The organism is Rhodanobacter koreensis (assembly GCF_054782855.1).
The window spans coordinates 1,322,180-1,344,215 of sequence record NZ_BAAGRR010000001.1 but is presented as its reverse complement, the minus strand read 5'-3'; the positions used below and the strand labels follow the sequence as shown (position 1 = coordinate 1,344,215).

The window sequence follows — 22,036 nt, the reverse complement described above, 5'->3', positions numbered from 1 at the left end:
TGTCAAAGATCTTCTCGCTCGTCGCCGATTGCTCGGTGACGCCCGGGACGTTTCGTCCTGGGTGAGCCGCCCATTCTACATCGCTTTTGAAGACCGTCAACACCCTCGTTGAAGCTTTTTCGAGGTCCCTGCGGTCCGTCTTGCGACGTTTGGGCGACTGCGGGCCGCGAATAATACGAACTGTGGTTTTTTTAGCAAGCCTTTCTTGAGGCCAGTTTTGCAGATGTGCTGCAAACGGCTGAGCTGGCATGTAATTTTCTTTTCCAGGCACGTCTCCGACCCCGGCCATGCGGAGTCGAACGACACCTTGGATCACGCCAGCACGAGTTTCACGCGAGCAAAGCTGCGCTTGCCTACCTGCAGCACACCCTCAAAGCCGGCGCTGAAAACGCGCTGTGCGTCCTCGACGACTTCGGCATCGATGCGCACAGCCCGCTCCTTCAGCTTGCGACTGGCTTCGGAATTGCTCGTTGTCAGGCCTGCCGCCGTCAACAGCGCGCCCAGACGCAACCCTTCGACAGGCACGACGATGTCCGCCTGCGGCAACAGCGAGGTATCGCCCTCGCCGCGCACGACCGCGTGCCAGCCGGCGATGGCCAGTTCGGCGGCCGCCGCACCGTGGAAGCGGGTGGTCAGTTCGCGCGCGAGGCGCAGCTTGGCATCGCGTGGATTGAGCGCACCGCTGGCGATGTCCTTCTTCATCTGCGCCAGCTCGTCCAGCGAGACCTCGAAACTGAGCAGCTCGAACCAGCGCCACATCAGCTCGTCACCGATCTTCATCGTCTTGGTGACGATGTCGATCGCCGGCTCGTTGATGCCGATGTAGTTGCCGAGCGACTTGGACATCTTGTTGACACCATCCAGGCCTTCCAGCAACGGCATGGTCAGCACGATCTGCGGCGGCTGGCCGTGGTGCTCCTGCAGGCCACGCCCCATCAGCAGGTTGAATTTCTGGTCGGTGCCGCCGAGCTCGACGTCGCACTTGAGCGCAACCGAGTCGTAGCCCTGCACCAGCGGATACAGGAACTCGTGGATCGCGATCGGCTGCTGCGCGGCATAGCGTTTGGCGAAGTCGTCGCGCTCGAGCATGCGCGCCACGGTGTGCTGTGCCGCCAGCTTGATCATGTCGGCTGCCGTCATCTGGCCGAACCATTCGGAGTTGAAGCGCAGCTCGGTCTTCTCGCGATCGAGCACCTTGTACACCTGTTCGGCGTAGGTCTCGGCGTTGGCCAGCACATCCTCGCGGGTGAGCGGCTTGCGGGTGACGTTCTTGCCGGTGGGATCGCCGATCATCCCGGTGAAGTCGCCGATCAGGAAGATCACCTGGTGCCCCAGATCCTGGAACTGGCGCATCTTGTTCAGCAGCACGGTATGGCCGAGATGCAGATCCGGCGCGGTCGGGTCGAAGCCCGCCTTGATCCGCAAGGGACGACCGCTTTTCAGGCGTTCGGCCAGGTCCTCCCGCTTGATGATTTCGTCGGCGCCACGCGCAATCGTGGCCAGCGCCTGCTCAAGCTCGCTCATGTATCTCTCTCTGAAAGGTGACAGTGACAGAATCGCAGCGCGGGAACGTGCCCGTGCGATCAACGTTAATTGTGCGTTAACCAGAAATATCGCGCAAACCCTTGATGGAAAAGGCGTTGACGCCATTTACACATGACCGTTATGGTACGCGCAGTTTGTTACTTTGTACCGCGGGGCGCGCACGGCATGACAGAAGAAAAAAAGGGGGCGCGACATGCGCGCAAGCAGGCGATCAATCGCAAGGCGCAGCGTCGGCATTCCCACTTCTACGAACGCTGCGCGCATTGGTCATTCAACCGCTCGGCCGAAGTCGAACCGATCCACTGGCATCGCGAACGTCTGGTGCTCGCCGGCACCGCCCTGCTGATCACCTTGCTGTCCGGTTTCATCATGCCCGCCTGGGCCAGTGCGATGCGCCCCGCACCGATACCGGAAGTTCACGCATTGCTGCCGTTGGCGTTACCCGAGATCGAGCCAGCCAGCATCGCCGCACCCACCGTGGACGACTGGCAGGTCGTGCGGGTGCAGCCGGGCCAGACCCTGTCCGACATCTTCACCGGTCGCGGCCTCGGCATGGCCGACCTGCAGAAGGTGGTGGACGCGGCCGGAACTGCGAAGTCCGCCCTGCACAACATCCGCCCCGGCGAGGAATTCGATTTCCTGCTCGGCAGCGACGGCAGTCTCAAGGGTTTGCGTTTCGACCAGGATCAGGCCAGCCGCGCCACCGTCCGACTCGATGGCGCACAGCCCACGGTTTCCATCCAGCAGCGCGACATGGACTTGCGCGAGCAGGTGGCGCACGGCGTGATCCGCAGCAGCCTGTACGCCGCGGGTGACCAGGCAGGCATGAACGCCGCCATGGTCGGCAAGCTCGCCGACCTGTTCAAGTACGACATCGATTTCGTGCAGGACCTGCGTGTCGGCGACAGCTTCACCGTGATCTATGACGATCTCTACCGCGACGGCGTGCGCTACGGCGAAGGTAATATTGTCGCCGCCGAATTCATCAACCAGGGTCAGCGCTATACCGCCTACCGTTTCAAGAAGGCCGACGGTGACTATGGCTGGTTCAGCGAGGACGGCCGACCGATCCAGAAATCGTTCCTGCGTATCCCGGTCGACTTCACCCGCATCTCCTCGACCTTCAGCGCGGCACGCATGCACCCGATTCTCGGCCTCATGCGTGCGCACAAGGGCGTGGACTACGCGGCTCCCACCGGCACACCGATCCATGCCGCCGGCGACGGCGTGATCAAGTTCAAGGGATGGATGAACGGCTACGGCAACTTCGTGATCATCCAGCACAACAGCACGATCAGCACTGCCTACGGCCACATGTCACGCTTCGCCACGGAGAAGGTCGGCCAGCACGTCACCCAGGGCCAGGTGATCGGCTTCGTGGGCATGACCGGCCTGGCCACCGGCCCGCACCTGCATTACGAATTCCGCGTCAATGGCGTGCAGCGCAATCCGCAGACGGTGACCCTGCCGAAGCCCGAGCCACTGCCTGCCGCCCAGCTGGCCAAGTTCAAGGCCCAGGTGGTGCAACCCCAGCTGGCCCGGCTGACCGAGCTGGATGCCCAGATCAAGCTGGCGCGCGCAAACGCCCCGGCCAACACCGACAACTGAGTACCCGACGCGCGTGGATGACGCCTCGGCGCTTTACCTCGGCCTGATTTCCGGCACCAGCGCGGACGGCATCGATGCCGCCCTGGTCAGCTTCGGTCGTGGCGTACCGCAATTGCAGGCCGCACATACCCATCCGTGGCCGACCGCATTGCGCGAGCGCATGCTGGCGCTGACGCAGGATGAGGCCCCTCTGGATCTGGATGCGTTTGGACGGCTGGACGTCGAAATCGGCGGCCACTTCGCCGATGCCGCGCGAGAATTGCTCGAACACAGCGGCACCTCCGCACAGGCCGTGCGGGCGATCGGCTCGCATGGCCAGACCGTCCGGCATCGACCCGGCGGCGAACATCCGTTCACGTTGCAGCTGGGCGATCCCACCGTGATCGCCGAGCGCTGCGGCATCGACGTGGTCGCGGATTTCCGCCGTGCCGACATCGCTGCCGGCGGGCAGGGCGCACCACTGTTGCCGGCGTTGCACGCCATGCTGCTGGGCCGACCGGGCCATGCGCGGGTGGTACTCAACCTCGGCGGTATCGCCAATATCACGGTGCTCGGTGCCGATGGCAACGTGCATGGTTTCGATACCGGTCCTGCGAACGGCCTGCTGGATGCCTGGTGCCTGCGCCATCGCGGTGAAGCGTTTGATCGCGACGGCGCGTTCGCCGCGAGCGGGCAGGTCGACCCCGTCTTGCTCGATGCCTTGCTGGCCGATCGCTACTTTGCGCTGCCGCCACCGAAGAGCACCGGGCGCGAACACTTCCATCTGGGCTGGTTGGCCGCGCATTCGCAGGTGACTGCGCTGAACCCGGCTACGGTACAGGCCACCCTGCTGGAGCTGACCGCACGCAGCGTCGTCGCCGCGATCGAACAACAGGCGCCGGATGCCGATGAGGTACTGGCTTGCGGTGGCGGTGTGCACAACAGCGCATTGATGCGGCGATTAGGTGAGCTGCTTGCGCCACGCACCCTGTACAGCACCGCTCGGCATGGCATCGATCCGGATTTTCTCGAAGCCATCGCATTCGCGTGGCTGGCGCGTCAGCGCCTGCTCGGCCTGCCCGGCAATCTGCCGGCGGTGACCGGCGCGCGCGGTCCGCGGGTACTGGGCGCGGTCTACTCCGCCCCCGCCGCAGACTCGCGACCCCGGATGTTCTCCGGCGCCAGCTGAGTCGCCTGTGTCTGCGCCAGCGCACGCAACGCTTCCTGGAATACGCCCGCCTCCTCGGCCTCCCACTGATCGCCGAATTCCGTCAGGGCCTGCGGTTCGCGCAGCGTCTCGCTGAGCTGCTGCGCCGCCGAGATGCCCAAACCATTGCGCAAGGCATTCAACATGACATCGTTGACCGCGCACTGCCGATCCCTGGCCAGCGAATGGATACGCTCAACCAGCAAAGTGTCGACGTGCTGCAAGATCATGTCCGGCACAAGCTTCCTCCTTGTTCCGCAGGAAGCTGGATGCTCCCGTCATGCTGGCTAGGATTCTGACTGATCCGGCGGACGCTTCCGTGGCTTGGTTGGCAATCTCGCCGGTCGATCCCGCGAAACAGTCGGCACCAACTGCCGGTACGCGCCGAACCCCAGTCATGGCATGCCCGGATCAGCTTCACGCATGCGCTCCTCACCGCGAAAGCGCGGCCACAGGCACGCGAACAGGAGCATGGCCGGAAGGATCGACAGCACGGTGATCACGAAATAGCCGCCATAGCCCAGTATCGTGACGATGCCGCCGGCGAAGAAACCGAGCATCTTGCCGGGCAGGTTCACCAGCGAACTCAGCAACGCGTACTGTGTCGCCGTGTGCTGGCGATTCACCAGCAGCGAGAGGAACGCCACGGTAGGTGGCCCAAGTACGCCCAGGGTGAAATTCTCGACGGAAATGGCCGTCGCCAGCACCAGCAAATCACCCGGGTGATGCAGCACGAGCAGGTACATCAGGTTGCTGCAGCCGCACAGCACGATGGATACGCCCAGGGTACGCCACGCTCCCCAGCGCGCCACGGCGGCACCGCCGGCAAAGGTGCCGGCAATGCCGATCCAGATCCCGTAGATCTTGGTGATGGTGCCGATTTCCGTCTTGGAAAAACCCATGTCGCGATAGAACGGACTCATCACGCCGCCGATCGTCGCCTGCTCGGGAATCTTGAACAGCAGGATGAACAGCAGCGCGAGTACGGCGATACCCCAGCCGTAACGACGAAAGAAGTCCACGAACGGGTCGATCACGCTTTCGCGCATGGCCTCATGCCACGACGCCGGCATGGCGCGACGCACTTCCGGCTCGCGCATCATCAGCGTCGTGATGAGCGGCACGGCCATCAGGGCGGCCATCAGCGCATAAACCGTGGACCACGCGATGTGATCAGCCAGGATCAGCGCCAGCGCGCCGGCAGCAAGCAGGCCGATGCGATAGCCGAGCGAATAGGTCGCCACCAGCGCGCCCTGTGCCGACGGCGGTGCGATTTCGATGCGGTACGCGTCGATCGCGATGTCCTGCGTGGCCCCCATGAAAGCGACGACGAGCGTCGCTGCCACGAAGGGCACGAACTGATGTGGCGTCAGCACCGCCATGGCCAGCAAGCCCGCGATGACACCCAGCTGGGCGAACAGTAGCCAGCCACGGCGCTGCCCCAGCCGCCTGAACACCGGCAGGCGCGAATGATCCAACAGGGGCGCCCACAGGAACTTGAGGGCATAGGTCATGCCCGCGCTGGCAATCATCGTGATGTCCGTCAGCACGATGCCGTTTTCCTTGAGCCAGTAGGCCAGGGTGCCGGCCACCAGCAGGAACGGCAGGCCCGAGGAAAAGCCCAGCAGGCACATCGTCCACGCGGCGGGCTGCGAGAACGCGCGCCAGACCGAGGGCTTGCGTGTCGCCGCCACGCCGGGATCAGTCGGCATAATCGACGGTATATGGCGCGTGGTCGGAGAAACGCTGGTCGCGATAGATCGAGCAGGCCTTCAGCCGTTCGCGCAACGCGGGCGATACCACCTGGTAGTCGATGCGCCAACCCACATTGTTCGCGCGCGCCTGGCCACGGTTCGACCACCAGGTGTATTCGATCGCATCGGGCTTGATCGCACGGAAACTGTCGACCCAACCGCGTTGCTGGAACAGCAAGTCCAGCCACGCGCGCTCCTCCGGCAGGCAACCGGAGTTCTTCTGGTTGGACGACCAGTTCTTGATGTCGTTCTTCGTGTGCACGATGTTCCAGTCGCCGCAGATCACGTAATCGCGGCCACTCTTCAGCCACGCGTCGAAGATCGGCGTGATCCACTCCATCGCCTTGAACTTGAACTGCTGGCGCTCGTCGCCGGAGGAGCCGGACGGGAAGTACAGCGACACCACGCTGAGCTTGCCGAAACGCGCCTCGATGTAGCGGCCCTCGTTGTCGAACTCGTCCCAGCCCAATTCCGTCAGCACCTGGTCGGGTTCGCGCCTGGCGTAGATCGCCACACCGCTGTAGCCCTTCTTGCTGCTGGCATCGCGATAGAAGCAGTGATGGCCGTCGGGGCGGAACATCGGATCGGCAAGCTGATCTTCCTGCGCCTTGGTTTCCTGCAGGCAGACAATGTCCGCGTCCTGCTTGCGCAGCCAGTCGAACACGCCCTTGGTCGCGGCCGAGCGGATGCCGTTGGCGTTGAGGCTGATGATGCGCATGGCGTCTCCCGATTGCTGATGGGTGATCATAACAACCGTAGCGCACGGCCACCGCGATCGTGCATGAATCGCTCGCATCCAGGCTGCCTGTGTCGGTGACCGACGTCAGTAACGATAGCGAGCTGTACCATGATGACCGTTCCGGCATGTCGCATCGATGGCGTGCACGATCCTGACCTTCACCCTGCGAGACGACTCCGTGCACGACTACCAGCGCGACTTCATCGAACTCACCCTGCAGCGCGAGGTGCTTCGCTTCGGCGAGTTCACCCTGAAATCCGGCCGACAGAGCCCGTATTTCTTCAATATGGGGCGGATCGATTCCGGCGCCGCGCTGGCCCAGCTCGGGCGTGCCTATGCCGCCGCCGTGGTGAACGCGGGAATCCCGGTCGACATGCTGTTTGGTCCGGCCTACAAGGGCATCGCGTTGGCTGCGGCCACCGCGATTGCATTGGCCGACCAGCATCAACGTGACCTGCCGTGGGCGTACAACCGCAAGGAGGCGAAGGATCACGGCGAGGGCGGCATGCTGGTCGGGGCGCCGCTCAAGGGCCGCGTACTGATCGTCGATGACGTGATGACGGCCGGCACCGCCGTACGCGAATCGCTGGCCTTGATCCGCGCGCACGGCGCGACGCCCGCCGGCGTGCTGATCGCGCTGGACCGGCAGGAACGCGGACAAGGCGATCGCTCCGCTGCGCAGGAAGTCGCCGCCGATTACGGCATCCCGGTGATCGCGATCACCGGCCTCGACGATGTGCTCGCATATGCCGGCGAGCAGCCACAGCTGGCCGCCGAACACGCGCGGCTGCTGGCCTACCGCGAACGCTATGGTGTTCAGCGCTGAGTTCATGCGCTGCCCGATACACTTCAGGCGAACCCGATCACAGTGGCCGCCGTCGTCGCCGATATGAAGCTAGGCAGTCCGGCGTCGATGGCTATACTGGGAACCTAGGGGGAATTCATGCGAAAGTTATTGACTGTCTTTGCCGCTGCAACGCTCTTCGCGAGCCTGCCCATGCACGCCCAGCAGAAAACCAGCGGCTTCCACTACAAATGGCATGATGGACAGGGGTTGCTGCAGTTCAGCGACAGTCTCAGCGCCGACGCCATGAAGTACGGCTACGACGTGGTCAACGACCAGGGCCTGGTCATCCAGCATGTGCCGCGTCAGATGACGCCGGCGGAACGCGCCGTCGCCAACAAGCTGGCTGAGCAGCAGGCTGCCAAGCAGCGCGCGGCCCAGGAAATCGCCAACGCCGAGGCGCAGATGCTGGCCGCGTATCCGGACGAGGAGTCGTACCGGATCTCGCAACAGCAGGAGCTGGACACCATCGACCAGCAGATCCACACCACCCAGATCAATCTGCGCAGCCAGGAAAAGGCACTGACCGACCTGCTCACCCGTGCCGCCGATCTCGAACGCGCGAAGCAGCCGGTACCGAAATTCCTGACCGACAGCATCGCCAAACAGCGTGATGTTGTGACCGGACAGCGCAGCACGCTGCAACACCAGCAGGCCGTACGCGCCCAGACCGTGCAGCAGCAGGCCGGAAAGCTTGCGCGTTATCGCGAACTGAAGGCGGCACAGGACAAGGCCTCGCAGTAAACGTGTCTTGACCTTCTTGATTTGAACGACGACGAATGAGCCGTCAGAACGGCAGCTTCAACCTGTAGTCCACCGCCAGCAGCTGCGTGCGGAAGACCTGCTGGATGCGCTTCAGCGCGACCGGGTTGTCCGCCTCGAAACGCAGCACCAGCACTGGCGTAGTATTGGAGGCGCGCACCAGGCCCCACCCATCGGGCCAGTCCGCACGCACACCGTCGATGGTGATCAGGGTGGCTTCGTCGAAACTGGCCTGCTGGCGCAGCTTGTCCATGAAGCGGTAGTGCTCGCCCTCGGCCAGCTCGATCTTCAACTCGGGAGTGGAGACACTCTTGGGCAGGGTGGCAAAGATTTCCTCCGGCGTGCGCCCCTGCAGGTCGCTGCCGAGAATTTCCAGCAGCCGCGCGGCCGCGTAGATGCCGTCATCGAAACCGTACCAGCGTTCCTTGAAGAAGAAATGGCCGCTCATCTCGCCGGCCAGCTCCGCACCGGTTTCGCGCATCTTCGCCTTGATCAGAGAATGCCCCGTGCGCCACATCAGCGGGCTGCCACCAGCGTCGAGGATCTGCCCCTTCAGATGATTGGTGCACTTCACGTCATAGATGATCGTGGCGCCGGGCTGGCGCGACAGCACGTCGCGTGCGAACAGCATCAGCAGGCGATCCGGATAGATGATCTCGCCGGACTGGGTGACCACGCCGAGACGATCACCATCGCCATCGAACGCCATGCCGAGGTCGGCGCCGGTCTGCCGCACTGCAAGGATCAGGTCCTCCAGGTTATCCGGATCGGACGGATCCGGGTGATGGTTCGGAAAGCTGCCGTCGACATCGCAGTACAACGGAATCACCTCGCAACCGACACCTTCCAGCACCTGCGGCGCGATCGCGCCGGGAATGCCGTTGCCGCAGTCGACCACGATCTTCAGGCGGCGCTCGGCAAGTACGTCAGAGACGATCTTCTCGATATAGTCTGGCGCCACGTCGACCTGGCGCAGGGCACCCTGACCACCGCTTTCCAGCGCGCCGCTGGCGATACGCTGGTAAAGATCCTGGATCGCGCCCTCGGACAAGGTCTCGCCACCGACCACGATCTTGAAACCGTTGTAGTCCGGCGGATTGTGGCTGCCGGTGACCGCCACTCCACAACCGGTGTTGAAGCGGTAGGCCGCGTAGTACACGACCGGTGTCGGCACCGCACCCACATCGATCACGTCGATGCCGGCCGCGCGCAGGCCATCGGCCAGCGCGCCGGCCAGTTCCGGCCCGGACAGGCGGCCATCGCGACCCACCACGATTTCGTGCAGCCCCTTCTCGCCCATCAGGGTGCCGATCGACTGACCGAGCGCATGTGCGACCTCCTTGCTCAGGGTCTTGCCGACCACGCCGCGCACGTCATATGCACGGAAAATGCTCGGATCCACCGCAACCACCGGAGCGATCGGTGGAGCCGGCGGCGGGGCGGCCGGAGCTGGCGCCGGAGACGCCACCGGCTTGATCGGTGTGCCCCCGATCTGCGGCGGCGGCGCCGACACTATGTCTTCATCGGCAATGGCCACCGGCACCCGCCAACGCAGGCGCAGCCACCATAGAAAGCCGCCGCCACCCAGCCCCAGCAAGGTCAACAGTCCACTCAGCAACCATGAATGCGGCAGCACGATGAAGGCGCCCGGCAAGCCTGCGCCCACGCTGAACACACTGCCGGCCACCGGCTTGCCTGTTGCCTCCGGCTCGGCTGCTCCGGAACCATGGGAAAGCAGACTCAGATCACCGCGATCGCTGCCCTGGCGCAAATCCAGTCGGCCGCCGGCCGGCGAGATCGACTCGAAGCGTTGCTGCAAGGGTTCGAACGGCAACTCGACCCAGGCCCAGGCTCGCGCCTGTTGCGGTGGCCCCAGTGGAATCACCAGGCTCAACCGACGATCGCCATTGCCGTAGGAGACCGTCTGCGCCAACGGCACGCCGTCGGCACTCTGCGCGGCCATCAACTGGGCCGCCTTGGCATAGCCGAAACTGCGGTAATTCGCTTTCAGCACCTCGTCCAGATCACCGCTGTACAACTCGAGCTTCTTCACCTGCGGCAGCTGCTGGCGCAGGGCCGCCGCGGACTGCGCCGGGTCGCTCATCAGGGTGGCCGGGTCGGTCATCGCCAGCACTTTCTCGATCTTGCCGCGCTGCGCGGCGATCTCGTCGGCCAAAGCATGCACCGCCTGATCCTGGGCGGCATGCACCTGTGCGATCGCATTGCCTTCATCGGCAATCAGCCAAGTCTGCCAGGCGCAGAACAGTCCCAGCAGCAGCAGCACCGTGCCACCGACCAGCGGCAGCAGGTTGCGCCAGTCGATCTGCAGCTGTCGCAGCCGTTCCCTTGCGATGTCTATCGCCATGTCCCGCCCCGCAGGTTGTGCCCGGTGAATCGGCCCGGCGCGCCCCTCGCGCCGGCCCAGCCTGTCATTGGATACCGGTCGAGCCGAATCCGCCGCCGCCACGTTCGCTCGGTGCGAAGTCCGTCACGATGCTCAGCCGCGCCTGTGCCACCGGCACCAGCAACAACTGCGCAATGCGATCGCCCACCGCGATGGTGTACGACTGCGCGCCGCGATTCCAGCATGAAATCATCAGCGGCCCCTGGTAGTCCGCATCGATCACCCCGACCAGGTTGCCCATCACCAGGCCGTGTTTGTGACCCAGTCCCGACCGCGGCACGATCAACGCGCACCAGCCCGGATCGCCGATATGGATCGCGATGCCGCTGGGCACCAGCGCACTCTCGCCCGGCGCCAGCGTCAGCGGCGCCTCCAGCGCGGCGCGCAGATCCATGCCGGCACTGCCGGGGGTGGCAGGCTGCGGCAACGGGATGCTGTCGCCCAGGCGTGCATCGAGAATCTTCAGCTCGATATCGAGCATCATCCGCGTACCACCCGATAGCGCTCGGCCACATGGGCGATCAGCTGCCGTGCCAGTTCCGGCTTGGGCGCTCGCGGCAGTTCGACCGCGCCGCCAGCCCAGTAAAGACTCAAGGCATTGTCGGCGGCCTCGAAACCGAGGCCACCGCCGACCTGGTTGGCAGCAATCATGTCCAGCCCCTTGCGTTGCAGTTTGCCCTGCGCGTAGTTCGCCACATCATGCGTCTCGGCCGCAAAACCGACGAGAAATGGATGCACGGGTCGTGCCGACAGGCTGGCCAGAATGTCCGGATTCTCATCGAGCTGCAGCGTCAAGGCGGCGCCCGCGTGCTTTTTCAGTTTTTGCGCGGCCACTTCCAGTGGCCGGTAATCACCTACCGCCGCCGCACCGATGTAGATGTCCGCCTGGACGGAGGCCTCCTGTACCGCAGCATGCATCTGCGCCGCGCTGCGCACATCGATGCGTCGCGCGATCCCGGCTGGCGTGGCGAGACTCACCGGTCCGGCAACCAGGGTCACCACGGCACCCGCCTGTGCCGCCGCCGCCGCCACGGCAAAACCCATCCGGCCCGAGCTGCGGTTGCCGATGAAGCGCACCGGATCGATGTCCTCGTAAGTCGGACCTGCACTGACCAGCACATGCAGGCCGGCCAGTACCTGGTCGCCGAACGAGGCCGCCAGCGCGTCGCGCAACTCGTGCGGTTCCAGCATGCGGCCGCTGCCGACATCGCCACATGCCTGATCGCCGGCGGCCGGCCCGAGCACATGTGTGCCGCGCTGACGCAGCAGGTCAAGATTCCCCTGCACGGCAGGGTGTGCCCACATCTGCTGGTTCATTGCCGGTGCCAGATACAACGGCGCGGCGCTGGCCAGACACAAGGTGGTCAACAGGTCATCGGCGTGGCCGTGAGCGAGGCGGGCGATCACGGCGGCGCTCGCCGGTGCAATCAGGATGCGTTCGGCCCAGCGCGCAAGTTCGATATGCCCCATCGCCGCCTCGGCACCTTCGTCCCAGAGCGAGACACGCACCGGTTGACCGGACAGCGCCTGGAACGTGGTCGGGCCGACAAAGTGGGTGGCACTCTCGGTCATCACCACGCGTACCTCGGCGTCCAGCTCGCGCAGGCGGCGAACCAGTTCGCAGGACTTGTAGGCGGCGATGCCGCCGGACACTCCCAGCAGGATGCGGCGTTGGGCAAGACTCATGTAAGGCGGGCCTGACAATCGGGCAGACCCCTAGCTTACCGGATTCATTCACTTCAACCGCTGCCCGGCATCGGCGTCATCCGGCAAGTTGAAAGCATGAGCATCCGCGACTGGCCCGAAGGCGAACGTCCCCGCGAAAAATTGCTGGCCCGCGGCAGTGCCGCATTATCCGACGCCGAGTTGCTGGCCGTGCTGCTGGGCAGCGGCGGCCGCGGCAAGGATGCCATCGCGCTGGGTCGCGAACTGCTCGCCAGTGCCGGCAGCCTGGGCGCATTGCTCGGCCAGTCCGGGCAGCCGATGCGCGTCGACGGGCTTGGCCCGGCGAAGCGCGCGCGGATCGCCGCCGCGCTGGAACTGGCCCGACGCAGCCTGGTCGAGCAGTTGCGACAGAAGCCCAGCCTGGGCAACCCGCGCGACACCGGCGATTACCTGCGGGCACAGCTACGTCATCTGCCGTACGAGGTGTTCGGCTGCCTGTACCTGGACAATCGCCATCGCGTGCTGGCATTCGAGGAACTGTTCCGCGGCACCGTCGATGGCGCCAGCGTGCATCCGCGCGAAGTCGTGCGCGCCTGTCTCCGGCACAACGCCTGCGCGGTGATCTTTGCGCACAACCATCCCTCCGGTATTGCCGAACCCAGTGCGGCCGACCGTGCGATCACTCACGAACTGCGCGATGCCCTGCAACTGGTTGGCGTGCGGGTGCTCGATCATCTGGTGATCGGCAGCGGCGAACCGGTATCGATGGCAGCCCGCGGTCTGCTCTGATTCGTGCCTCCGGATACAAAAAAACGGCGTGGGATAAACCACGCCGTCGGGGCCGCTTTGGGAGGGAGAGCGCGGCGTCTCCAAATACCTGCCACGGAGGGGAGTCGTGTCAGGCACCGGATCAGTGTCGCAGCGCCGCATGACAGGCTGATGACTCGGGAGTCGTCGCACAGAGATGCCGCCAAGTCACCGAAACTTATGCACAAACCGCCCATATGCCTACTTGCCGGACTTATCGAGCACTTCACTCCATGTTGATCATTCAAATGATTGATATATATAATATATTTATTGTTACAGCGTGATTTTAGCTGCCTCCAGGCGACTGCCCGATTCCCGGTCACCGCTTTCCCCACAGACTTATCCACAGACTACGACGCCGCAGTGCATCACGATTCGAGGGTGGTCCGGCAACCAGCGGAGGGGTAGCTCCGGCTTTAGCGCTAGCGCCCTTCGCCAACGTGGCGGTCTGTTAGGATTGGCGGTTCCATCACGAATTCGATCCCACCCGTGAAAGAACAGCTGCGCGAACTGGTGCTGCAGGCCATCCAGGCCCTGCAAGACAATGCCACCCTGCCCACCGATCTGAGCTTGCCCGGCTTTGTGATCGAACGGTCGCGCAGCCGCGAACACGGCGATTTCGCCTGCAATGTCGCCATGTTGCTGGCCAAACCGGCCCGTGCGAAACCGCGTGAGCTGGCCGAGAAGCTGGTCGCCGCACTGCCCGCGAATGCGCTGGTGGAAAAGATCGAGATTGCCGGTCCCGGCTTCATCAACTTCCATCTGGCGGCCGGTGCGTATCACGCCGAAGTGCGCCGCATCCTGGATCAGGGAGGCGCGTATGGGCGCAGCGAAAGCGGCGCGAGCAAGGTGGTGGGCGTGGAATTCGTCTCGGCCAACCCGACCGGCCCGCTGCACGTCGGCCACGGCCGCGCCGCGGCGATCGGCGACTGCCTGAGCCGGCTGCTCGGCGCCACCGGCTGGAACGTGAAACGCGAGTTCTACTACAACGACGCCGGTGTGCAGATCGCGAATCTGGCGATCTCGGTGCAGGCGCGCGCGCGCGGCATCACCCCGGACGACAGCAGCTGGCCGGAGAACGGCTATCGCGGCGACTACATCGCCGACGTGGCGCGTGCCTACCTCGACCGCGAGTCGGTGGTGGCCGACGGCGAAACGGTGACCGGCGCCGGCGATGTGGACGATCTCGACGCGATCCGCCACTTCGCCGTGGCCAGCCTGCGCCGCGAGCAGGATCTCGACTTGAAGGCCTTCGGCGTCGGCTTCGATGTGTATTTCCTCGAGTCCTCGCTGTACAGCGACGGCAAGGTCGAGGAGACCGTGCGCGAGCTGGTCGCTCACGGCCACACCTACGAGGAAGGCGGCGCGCTGTGGCTGCGTACCACCGATTTCGGTGACGACAAGGACCGCGTGATGCGCAAGTCCGACGGCACCTATACCTATTTTCTGCCCGACGTGGCCTACCACCGCAGCAAGTGGCAGCGCGGCTACGGACGCGCGATCACCGAGCTGGGTTCGGATCACCACGGCTCGCTGGCCCGTGTGAAGGCCGGCCTGCAGGCGCTGGATTGCGGCATCCCGAACGGCTATCCGGAATACGTGCTGCACCAGATGGTGACGGTGATGCGCGGCGGCGAGGAGGTGAAGATCTCCAAGCGCGCCGGCAGCTACGTCACCCTGCGCGACCTGATCGACGAGGTCGGCCGTGACGCCACGCGCTACTTCCTGATCGCGCGCAAGTCCGACTCGCAGCTGGTGTTCGACATCGACCTCGCCCGCTCGCAGAGCAACGACAACCCGGTGTACTACATCCAGTATGCGCATGCTCGCGTGTGCAGTGTGCTGCGCCAGGCACCGGAGAAAGGTTTCACGCTCGACTTGCACGAAGGCCTGGCCCAGTTGTCGAAGCTCGACAACGAGCACGAGCAGATCCTGCTGACCGAACTGTCGAAGTATCCGGAACTGGTCGAAGCCGCCGCGGCGAATCTTGAGCCTCACCTGGTCGCCGCCTGGCTACGCGAGCTGGCGAACGCGTTCCACACCTATTACAACTCGCACCAATTCCTGGTCGAAGACGCCGCCTTGCGCAATGCGCGACTGGCGCTGGTGGTGGCGACGCGGCAAGTGTTGAAGAATGGTCTGGATTTGTTGGGCCTGGGCGCCCCGGAGAAGATGTAATGGCAGCACGCAAGGGCAAGGGCCGGCAGGCCGTGCGCAACAACAGCGGCGGGTTCCCGGGCTGGGGCTACGCCGTCATCGGTATCGTGATCGGCGCCATCCTGATGGCGGTGATGATGCGCGGCAGCCTGCTGACCAGCATGAGCAAACCCAGCGGTCCGCAGGCGAATCCGCAGGCTACCGCCCAGAGCGGCAGCGATGCCGGCCTGGTGCCGGCTGCCAGCGAGAGTGCTCCGAAAAAGCCGCAATACGACTTCTACTCGGTGCTGTCGGAGAAGGAGGTGCGCATCCCGGACGCGGAGATCAGTGCGCAGGCACGCGCCGAACAGCAGCAGAAGCAGCTCGCCGCGCAGCAGGCCCAGCAGCAGGCCGCCGCCCAGCCACAAGCCGGCACCCCGCAGGCGCCGACTCCGGCGAATGCACCGGCCGCGGTCCGCGAGAACATCACCGCCGCGCCGGCCAGCGCCGTGCCGACGCCCGCCGCCGGCAGCGGTTATCTGCTGCAGGTCGGCGCGTTCCCGAACGCCGCCGATGCGGAGACGCTGAAAGCCAAGATGGCCCTGCAAGGTTTCATCGCCAATGTGCAATCGGTCAGCATCAACGGCCAGACCTATCATCGCGTGCGCCTGGGGCCGTTCCGCTCGGCCACCGAGCTGGAATCGACCAAGCAGCGGCTGGCCGGCGCCGGCATCAATGCAATTGCCTTGAAAGAAGGCAAATAGCGCCGCACCGAACCAGGGACTTGCAGGACAGGTCGACGACGCCGAAAGGGCGAACGATCGCACTGTGCAGTCACGCCACCGGCTACAATTTTCCGCATGACTCTCAAGACCGCTTGGATCACCGGCGCCACCTCCGGGTTCGGCGCCGCCACCGTGGAACGTTTCGTGGCCGGCGGCTGGCGCGTGATCGCCAGCGGCCGCCGTGCAGAACGATTGCAACAGTTGGTAGCCCGGCACGGCGCCGAGCGCATTCATGTGACAGCGTTCGACGTGCGTGACGAAGCGGCGATGCGTGCCGCGCACGCAGCCCTGCCAGCCGCTTTCGCCGGCATCGACCTGCTGGTCAACAATGCCGGACTGGCGCTGGGCACCGCACCGGCGCAACAGGCCGACCTGGCGCAGTGGATGCAGATGATCGACACCAACGTCACCGCGCTGGTATCGCTGACCCACCTGCTGCTACCGCAATTGATCGAACGCCGCGGCGCGATCGTCAACATCAGCTCGATCGCCGCCAGCTACGCCTATCGCGGCGGCAACGTGTACGGCGCCACCAAGGCGTTCGTCACCCAGTTCTCGCAGAACCTGCGCACCGACCTGCACGGTACCGGCGTGCGGGTGAGCTCGGTCGAACCCGGCATGGCCGAGACCGAGTTCACCCTGGTCCGCACCGGTGGGGACCAGGCCGCGTCGGACCAGCTCTACGCCGGGGCCCACCCGATCACCAGTGGCGACATCGCCGACACCATCTGGTGGATCGCCAACCTGCCGCCGCACCTCAACATCAACCGCGTCGAGGTGATGCCGGTGAACCAGTCAGCCGCCGGGCTGCAGGTCGCACGGGACCACTGAACCACCCCACGGGAAGGCGAAAACCACACGCTCAGCGGGTTTCGCCGCGATGCACGTCGTGAGTCACGAACGGATGTTCGGGGTCCGGTGCCGCCAGCCACTGCGGATGCGCAAGGGTGTGGCGCATGTCGTCCAGCCCGCTCTGCCAGTGGCTGCGCATGCTGGCCGCGCTGAACTCGTAATCCTTGTAGTGGCCCTCGTAGGGCTTGTCGCGATAGATCAGGTGGACCACATTGGTCAGCGCCGCCGCGGCGCGCGCTTCGGCGCGGCGCCATGCCGGATCGTCACGACGATCCTCGGGCACCAGCGCCATCACGTCGTGCAGCAGGCGCCGATGTTCCTGCGTGCGCTGCATGAATTCGGTGATCAGGCGCGTACGGCTGGAATACTGGATTTCCTTGCTGCGTTCGGCCACCTGCACCAGATCGCGCGGCAAGCTGCCATGCGCGTTCCACAGGTCGACCTGGAACACCAGCGTGTCGCGACTGGGCCGCTCGCTCAGCACCTTGTACAGCGGCGTGTTGGAAACCATGCCACCGTCCCAGTAGAACTCGCCGTCGATCTCCACCGCGGGGAATCCCGGCGGCAACGCACCTGAGGCCATGAAGTGCTCGGGCCGCAGCGTGTTGCGGGTATTGTCGAAGTAGGTGAAGTCGCCGGTGCGCACGTTCACCGCACCCACCGACACACGCATCGCGCGGGCGTCGTTGATGCGATCGAAGTCGACCAGCCGTTCCAGCGTGGCGCGCAGCGGTGCGGTGTCATACCAGCTCGCGCTGGCCGGACTCGTATGCCATGGCAACAGCGGCCCCAGCCGCGGCCGGAAAAAGCCGGCCTGTCCCTCGGTCATCGCCCGCCACGCCGCGAGACCGCTGATGCCGTTCTGCCACAGCAGCGGCCACGCACTCATGTCGAAGGCGAGCGCTCCCGGCAGCAACGGCTGTTGGCAGATTGTTTCCCAGAACTCGCGCAGCTGCTCGGCGCGCCGCTCCGGCGCATTGCCGGCGATGATCGCCGCGTTCAATGCGCCGATCGAGATGCCGGCCAGCCAGGTGGGCTGCAGATCGGCTTCGGCCAGCGCCTGGTACACGCCGGCCTGATACGCACCGAGCGCACCACCGCCCTGCAGCACCAGGGCGACGGTGTGGTAATCGCGTGCCACGGTTTCAGTCAACGTGGCCGGCGAGTGCGGACGCTTGGCGTCAGCCACGGCGTTTACTGCATGTACCAGCCGTGGCTGACCACGATCGACTGACCGGTCAGTGCGGCGGACGGGAAGGTGGCCAGATACAGCGCGGTCTGCGCGATGTCCTCGACCGTGGTGAACACGCCATCGACGGTGTCCTTCAGCATCACGTTCTTGATCACGTCGGCCTCGCTGATGCCCAGCTCCTTCGCCTGCTCGGGGATCTGCTTCTCCACCAGCGGCGTACGCACGAAGCCGGGGCAGATCACATGCGAGCGCACGTTGTGTGCGGCGCCTTCCTTCGCCAGCGTGCGGGCGAGGCCGAGCAGGCCGTGCTTGGCGGCGACATAGGCGGACTTCAGTTTGGAAGCTTCGTGCGAATGCACCGAGCCCATATAGATCACGATGCCGCCGCGGTCGCCCTGGTACATGTGCTTGAGCGCGGCCTTGGTGGTGAGGAAGCCGCCGTCGAGATGGATCGCCAGCATCTTCTTCCAGTCGGCGAACGCGAACTGGTCGATCGGGTTGATGATCTGCACGCCGGCGTTGGAAATCAGGATGTCCAGATGGCCAAATGTCGCCACCACCCTGTCGGTGCCGGCGTTGACCGCGTCCTCGTTGCTGACGTCCATTGCCACGCCGATCGCCTTGCCGCCGGCCGCGTTGATCCCGGCCGCAGCCGCATCCGCCGCCTGCTGGTTGATGTCGGCGATCGCGACGCTGGCACCGTTCTTCGCATACAGCTCGGCGATCGCCTTGCCGAGGCCGCTGGCCGCGCCGGTGATCAATGCCACTTTGCCGTCAAGACTTGCCATACCGCCTCCTACACAGGGAAAGTGCCGCTGGAAAATATCGATGATAAGCCGTGCGGATATCCGTCAGGTTTCAACCCGTGCAACTGCCGCAACCACATTCACTGCGACAGCGGATGCAGCGCAAACCAGCCCAGGCACAGTGCGCCGGCCACGATGCAGTAGATGCCGAATGACGCCAGCCGCCCACGACCTTCGAAATAGCGCATCAGGAAACGCACGCTCAGATAAGCGGCGATCCCGGTCAGCAAGCCGCCGAGCGTTGCCGTGGCCAGCTGGCTGTGGTCGTGCAGCAGTTTGGGCAGTTCCAGCACGCCGGCGGCCAGGATGATCGGCGTGCCGAGCAGGAACGAGAACTCCGCGGCGTCCTTGCGGTCCAGCCCGACCCGGTTGCCCGCGATCATGGTCAGGCCGCTGCGCGAGAAGCCGGGGATCAGTGCGCCGACCTGTGCCAGTCCAACCAGCGCGGCCTGCATCAGGGTGAGCCGCTGCGCCGGGCGGTGCGTCTCGTCCTCGCGCTGGCGGCCGCCCAGCCACAGCACGATGCCGTTGACCAGCAGGGCCAGCGCCACGATGCGCAGGTCATGGAACAGTCGCTCCAGCGGCTTTTCCAGCCACAGGCCGACCAGGCCAGCCGGGATCGTGCCGACCAGCAAGCCCCAGGCCAGATGGCCGTCATCGCTGGGACGACCGCGCAGGCTGCCGAAGAAGCCTTGCGCGATGGCGATCCAGCGAACCCGGAAATACACCAGCAGGGCGATCGCGGTGCCCAGATGCAGCGCCACGAGGAAAGGCAGCAGCGCGGGCGCATGCCGGTCCAGATGCACGCCGAACAGTGCCGGCACCAGCAGCGTATGACCGAGGCTGCTGACCGGGAACAGCTCGGTCACACCCTGCAGCACGCTCAGGAAGATCAGCAAGGTCACGCTCACGAAATCACGCTCACAAATTCATGCTCATAGGATCGCACTCATCGGGATGGTTTTCCTCGAAACGGACAGATCATGGGCAACACCTCCGCGCAGCAAACGCTCAGGGGGTTTCCGCCAGGTAGGTGTAGGCGGTCAGGCCGCCATTCAGCACGTCGTACAACTGCGCGGCTGCCGCGCCGGTCACGCCAGCGCCGGCGATGCGCTCGCGATAGCTCTGCCGCAGCGCATCCAGGTCATAGCCGACATAGTCGAGCATCAGGTCGGTGGTGTCGCCGCGGCGCACATGGGCGAACGTGTAGCCGTTGCCGTCGACACGCACGTTCACCGCATCGGTATCGCCGAACAGGTTGTGGATGTCGCCCAGGGTTTCCTGGTACGCGCCGACCATGAAGATGCCGAGCCGGTAGCTCTCGCCGTCCTTCAGCGCATGCAACGGAAGGCTCACGTCGACGCCTTCGGCATCGACGTAATGGTCGATGCGGCCGTCCGAATCGCAGGTGAGGTCGACGATCACGCCACGCCGGGTCGGTTCCTCGTCCAGCCGCGCGATCGGGGCGATCGGAAAGATCTGCCCGATCGCCCAGATGTCCGGCACCGACTCGAATACCGAGAAGTTGACGAAGTACTTGTCGACCAGCTTTTCGTCCAGTTCGTCCAGTGCCTGCCGGTGCGAGCGTTCGGCCGGCAACAGCCGCGCACGCACCGCGCCGGCGATCGCGTAATACAGCTCGTCCAGCCGCGCACGGTCGGCCAGCGCGAGCTGGCCCAGCGCGTACAGCGTCTGGCCTTCGTTGAGATGATGCTGGGCCTCGTGGAACAGCTCGAGCGCGGGGCGCCGGTCCAGTTCGTCCCAGGTCTCACGCAGGCGGCGCAACACGGCCGGCTCGTCCGCGCAGGGCGGCGGAATCGCGCCGGCCGGCACTGTCTCCACCTCGGTCACGTTGACCACCATCACCGCGTGGTGCGCGGTCATCGCGCGGCCGGCCTCGGTGAGGATGTGCGGTGCGGGCAGGCTTTCGGCCTCGACCGCCTCGGCCAGCGACTGCACGATGGTCATGGCGTACTGCTCGATCGAGTAATTGATCGAATTGTGGCTGCGCGAACGCGAGCCTTCATAGTCCACGCCGAGGCCGCCGCCGACGTCGACGATCTCCAGCGGCACGCCCATCCGCCTGAGTTCCACGAAGTAGCGGGTGGCCTCGCGCATGCCGTTGGCGATGTCGCGCACGTTGGAGATCTGCGAGCCCATGTGGAAATGCTGCAGTTTCAGCGTGTGCTTGAGACCGGCCGCATCAAGTCGTTCGATCAGGGTCAGCACCTGCTGCGGCGACAGGCCGAACTTGCCCTTGTCACCGCCGGTGTTCTGCCACTTGCCGGCACCGATCGAGGCGAGGCGCACGCGCACGCCGAGCAGCGGCTCGACGCCGAGCGCCTTCGCCTCGCTGAACACATGATCCAGCTCGGACAGCTTCTCGATCACGATATGCACGCGCAGGCCAAGCTTCAGCCCGATCAGCGCCAAGCGGATGTACTCGCGGTCCTTGTAGCCGTTGCAGATCACGATGGAACCCGGCCGTGCCATCGCCAGCACCGCCATCAGTTCCGGCTTGGAACCGGCTTCGAGACCGAAACCCTGCGTGCCGGCGGCGACCAGCTCGCCGGCGACGCCGCGCTGCTGGTTCACCTTGATCGGATAGATCGCGGTATAGCCGCCTGCGTAGTTCCACTCGCCGATCGCTCTGGCGAACGCACCCTGCAACCGTGCCAGGCGGTCGGCCAGGATGTCCGGGAAGCGCACCAGCAGTGGCAGCCGCAGGCCCTCGTCGCGCGCGCGCGCGACGATCGCCGGCAACGACAGCGCCGGGCCGGTGGGGCCGCGCGGGCGCATCACGATTTCGCCCGTGGCGTTGACGTCGACATAGCCGTCGCCCCAGTGCGGCACGGCGTAGGTATGACGGGCTTGATCGGTATTCCAGTGCTTCGACATGGGTGGGGTTTCCTTGTGCAGCGTGTTTGTCACGCGCTGATCATGTCGTC

At 65.0% G+C, this 22,036-nt stretch carries 20 protein-coding genes; 8 read left to right on the top strand and 12 right to left on the bottom strand.

Features of this window, described 5'->3' with window-relative positions:
• Both ACYVKM_RS05645 and tyrS read right to left on the bottom strand, forming a co-directional pair.
• Window positions 1–250 (bottom strand): hypothetical protein (locus ACYVKM_RS05645; RefSeq protein WP_460876457.1); only part of this gene is annotated, 250 nt, incomplete at its 3' end.
• Between the two features lie 62 nt (window positions 251–312).
• Window positions 313–1,524: a tyrosine--tRNA ligase gene (tyrS, locus tag ACYVKM_RS05640; RefSeq protein WP_460876455.1), complete on the bottom strand. Its 1,212-nt coding sequence runs from the start codon at window positions 1,522–1,524 to the stop codon at window positions 313–315.
• A 186-nt stretch (window positions 1,525–1,710) separates the two neighbouring features.
• On the opposite strand from tyrS, the gene ACYVKM_RS05635 reads away from it, so the two are divergent.
• Both ACYVKM_RS05635 and ACYVKM_RS05630 read left to right on the top strand, forming a co-directional pair.
• Window positions 1,711–3,153, top strand: coding sequence for an OapA family protein (locus ACYVKM_RS05635; RefSeq protein WP_460876453.1), 1,443 nt, complete (start codon window positions 1,711–1,713; stop codon window positions 3,151–3,153).
• A 13-nt stretch (window positions 3,154–3,166) separates the two neighbouring features.
• Window positions 3,167–4,321 carry an anhydro-N-acetylmuramic acid kinase gene (locus tag ACYVKM_RS05630; RefSeq protein WP_460876451.1) on the top strand — a complete coding sequence of 385 codons (1,155 nt, stop codon included), beginning with the start codon at window positions 3,167–3,169 and terminating at the stop codon, window positions 4,319–4,321.
• Here ACYVKM_RS05630 and ACYVKM_RS05625 read toward each other — a convergent pair.
• The 3 genes from ACYVKM_RS05625 to ACYVKM_RS05615 all read right to left on the bottom strand — a co-directional run bounded on the left by ACYVKM_RS05625 (window position 4,267) and on the right by ACYVKM_RS05615 (window position 6,811).
• Window positions 4,267–4,569 (bottom strand): hypothetical protein, encoded by a 303-nt coding sequence (locus ACYVKM_RS05625; RefSeq protein ID WP_460876450.1) that lies wholly within the window; start codon window positions 4,567–4,569, stop codon window positions 4,267–4,269. The genes ACYVKM_RS05630 and ACYVKM_RS05625 overlap by 55 nt on opposite strands.
• A 165-nt stretch (window positions 4,570–4,734) precedes the next feature.
• Window positions 4,735–6,033, bottom strand: coding sequence for an AmpG family muropeptide MFS transporter (locus ACYVKM_RS05620; protein WP_460876448.1), 1,299 nt, complete (start codon window positions 6,031–6,033; stop codon window positions 4,735–4,737).
• Window positions 6,034–6,040: 7 nt separating this feature from the next.
• Window positions 6,041–6,811, bottom strand: a complete 771-nt coding sequence (locus tag ACYVKM_RS05615) for an exodeoxyribonuclease III (protein WP_460876446.1) — start codon at window positions 6,809–6,811, stop codon at window positions 6,041–6,043.
• A 199-nt stretch (window positions 6,812–7,010) separates the two neighbouring features.
• On the opposite strand from ACYVKM_RS05615, the gene pyrE reads away from it, so the two are divergent.
• Window positions 7,011–7,658, top strand: coding sequence for an orotate phosphoribosyltransferase (pyrE, locus tag ACYVKM_RS05610; protein ID WP_460876547.1), 648 nt, complete (start codon window positions 7,011–7,013; stop codon window positions 7,656–7,658).
• Window positions 7,659–7,829: 171 nt separating this feature from the next.
• Window positions 7,830–8,420, top strand: a complete 591-nt coding sequence (locus ACYVKM_RS05605; RefSeq protein ID WP_460876444.1) for a DUF4124 domain-containing protein — start codon at window positions 7,830–7,832, stop codon at window positions 8,418–8,420.
• A 43-nt stretch (window positions 8,421–8,463) separates the two neighbouring features.
• Here ACYVKM_RS05605 and ACYVKM_RS05600 read toward each other — a convergent pair whose 3' ends face one another.
• The 3 genes from ACYVKM_RS05600 to coaBC form a co-directional block, all read right to left on the bottom strand.
• Window positions 8,464–10,803, bottom strand: coding sequence for a phosphomannomutase/phosphoglucomutase (locus tag ACYVKM_RS05600; RefSeq protein WP_460876443.1), 2,340 nt, complete (start codon window positions 10,801–10,803; stop codon window positions 8,464–8,466).
• A 64-nt stretch (window positions 10,804–10,867) separates the two neighbouring features.
• Window positions 10,868–11,323 (bottom strand): dUTP diphosphatase, encoded by a 456-nt coding sequence (gene dut / locus ACYVKM_RS05595; RefSeq protein WP_460876442.1) that lies wholly within the window; start codon window positions 11,321–11,323, stop codon window positions 10,868–10,870.
• Window positions 11,323–12,528, bottom strand: coding sequence for a bifunctional phosphopantothenoylcysteine decarboxylase/phosphopantothenate--cysteine ligase CoaBC (coaBC, locus tag ACYVKM_RS05590; protein WP_460876441.1), 1,206 nt, complete (start codon window positions 12,526–12,528; stop codon window positions 11,323–11,325). The genes dut and coaBC overlap by 1 nt, the downstream gene beginning before the upstream one ends.
• 96 nt (window positions 12,529–12,624) lie before the next feature.
• Between coaBC and radC the strand changes: the two genes are divergently transcribed.
• The 4 genes from radC to ACYVKM_RS05570 all read left to right on the top strand — a co-directional run bounded on the left by radC (window position 12,625) and on the right by ACYVKM_RS05570 (window position 17,069).
• Window positions 12,625–13,296 (top strand): RadC family protein, encoded by a 672-nt coding sequence (gene radC, locus ACYVKM_RS05585; RefSeq protein ID WP_460876440.1) that lies wholly within the window; start codon window positions 12,625–12,627, stop codon window positions 13,294–13,296.
• A 510-nt stretch (window positions 13,297–13,806) separates the two neighbouring features.
• Window positions 13,807–15,495, top strand: coding sequence for an arginine--tRNA ligase (gene argS, locus ACYVKM_RS05580; protein ID WP_460876438.1), 1,689 nt, complete (start codon window positions 13,807–13,809; stop codon window positions 15,493–15,495).
• Window positions 15,495–16,217, top strand: a complete 723-nt coding sequence (locus ACYVKM_RS05575) for an SPOR domain-containing protein (protein ID WP_460876436.1) — start codon at window positions 15,495–15,497, stop codon at window positions 16,215–16,217. The genes argS and ACYVKM_RS05575 overlap by 1 nt, the downstream gene beginning before the upstream one ends.
• 96 nt (window positions 16,218–16,313) lie before the next feature.
• Window positions 16,314–17,069, top strand: a complete 756-nt coding sequence (locus tag ACYVKM_RS05570; RefSeq protein WP_460876435.1) for an SDR family NAD(P)-dependent oxidoreductase — start codon at window positions 16,314–16,316, stop codon at window positions 17,067–17,069.
• Between the two features lie 31 nt (window positions 17,070–17,100).
• Here the strand turns inward: ACYVKM_RS05570 and ACYVKM_RS05565 are convergent, their stop codons facing one another.
• The 4 genes from ACYVKM_RS05565 to speA all read right to left on the bottom strand — a co-directional run bounded on the left by ACYVKM_RS05565 (window position 17,101) and on the right by speA (window position 21,986).
• A complete protein-coding gene (locus tag ACYVKM_RS05565; RefSeq protein WP_460876433.1) occupies window positions 17,101–18,279 on the bottom strand; it encodes a DUF3734 domain-containing protein in 1,179 nt (392 codons plus the stop codon).
• Between the two features lie 5 nt (window positions 18,280–18,284).
• Window positions 18,285–19,070 (bottom strand): 3-hydroxybutyrate dehydrogenase, encoded by a 786-nt coding sequence (locus ACYVKM_RS05560; protein WP_460876432.1) that lies wholly within the window; start codon window positions 19,068–19,070, stop codon window positions 18,285–18,287.
• 98 nt (window positions 19,071–19,168) lie between these two features.
• Window positions 19,169–19,999 carry an undecaprenyl-diphosphate phosphatase gene (locus ACYVKM_RS05555; protein WP_460876431.1) on the bottom strand — a complete coding sequence of 277 codons (831 nt, stop codon included), beginning with the start codon at window positions 19,997–19,999 and terminating at the stop codon, window positions 19,169–19,171.
• A gap of 100 nt (window positions 20,000–20,099) precedes the next feature.
• On the bottom strand, window positions 20,100–21,986 hold the full coding sequence (gene speA / locus ACYVKM_RS05550; protein ID WP_460876429.1) for an arginine decarboxylase: 1,887 nt from the start codon (window positions 21,984–21,986) through the stop codon (window positions 20,100–20,102).
• Between the last annotated feature and the right edge of the window lie 50 nt (window positions 21,987–22,036).

Bases quoted from the DNA above. Each gene is read 5' to 3' on its own strand.
- dut (WP_460876442.1), bottom strand. From the start codon at position 11,323: ATGCTCGATATCGAGCTGAAGATTCTCGATGCACGCCTGGGCGACAGC.
- ACYVKM_RS05560 (WP_460876432.1), bottom strand. From the start codon at position 19,070: ATGGCAAGTCTTGACGGCAAAGTGGCATTGATCACCGGCGCGGCCAGC.
- ACYVKM_RS05635 (WP_460876453.1), top strand. From the start codon at position 1,711: ATGACAGAAGAAAAAAAGGGGGCGCGACATGCGCGCAAGCAGGCGATC.
- ACYVKM_RS05625 (WP_460876450.1), bottom strand. From the start codon at position 4,569: ATGATCTTGCAGCACGTCGACACTTTGCTGGTTGAGCGTATCCATTCG.
- radC (WP_460876440.1), top strand. From the start codon at position 12,625: ATGAGCATCCGCGACTGGCCCGAAGGCGAACGTCCCCGCGAAAAATTG.
- ACYVKM_RS05570 (WP_460876435.1), top strand. From the start codon at position 16,314: ATGACTCTCAAGACCGCTTGGATCACCGGCGCCACCTCCGGGTTCGGC.
- ACYVKM_RS05605 (WP_460876444.1), top strand. From the start codon at position 7,830: ATGCACGCCCAGCAGAAAACCAGCGGCTTCCACTACAAATGGCATGAT.
- speA (WP_460876429.1), bottom strand. From the start codon at position 21,986: ATGTCGAAGCACTGGAATACCGATCAAGCCCGTCATACCTACGCCGTG.
- ACYVKM_RS05575 (WP_460876436.1), top strand. From the start codon at position 15,495: ATGGCAGCACGCAAGGGCAAGGGCCGGCAGGCCGTGCGCAACAACAGC.
- tyrS (WP_460876455.1), bottom strand. From the start codon at position 1,524: ATGAGCGAGCTTGAGCAGGCGCTGGCCACGATTGCGCGTGGCGCCGAC.
- ACYVKM_RS05600 (WP_460876443.1), bottom strand. From the start codon at position 10,803: ATGGCGATAGACATCGCAAGGGAACGGCTGCGACAGCTGCAGATCGAC.
- coaBC (WP_460876441.1), bottom strand. From the start codon at position 12,528: ATGAGTCTTGCCCAACGCCGCATCCTGCTGGGAGTGTCCGGCGGCATC.
- ACYVKM_RS05615 (WP_460876446.1), bottom strand. From the start codon at position 6,811: ATGCGCATCATCAGCCTCAACGCCAACGGCATCCGCTCGGCCGCGACC.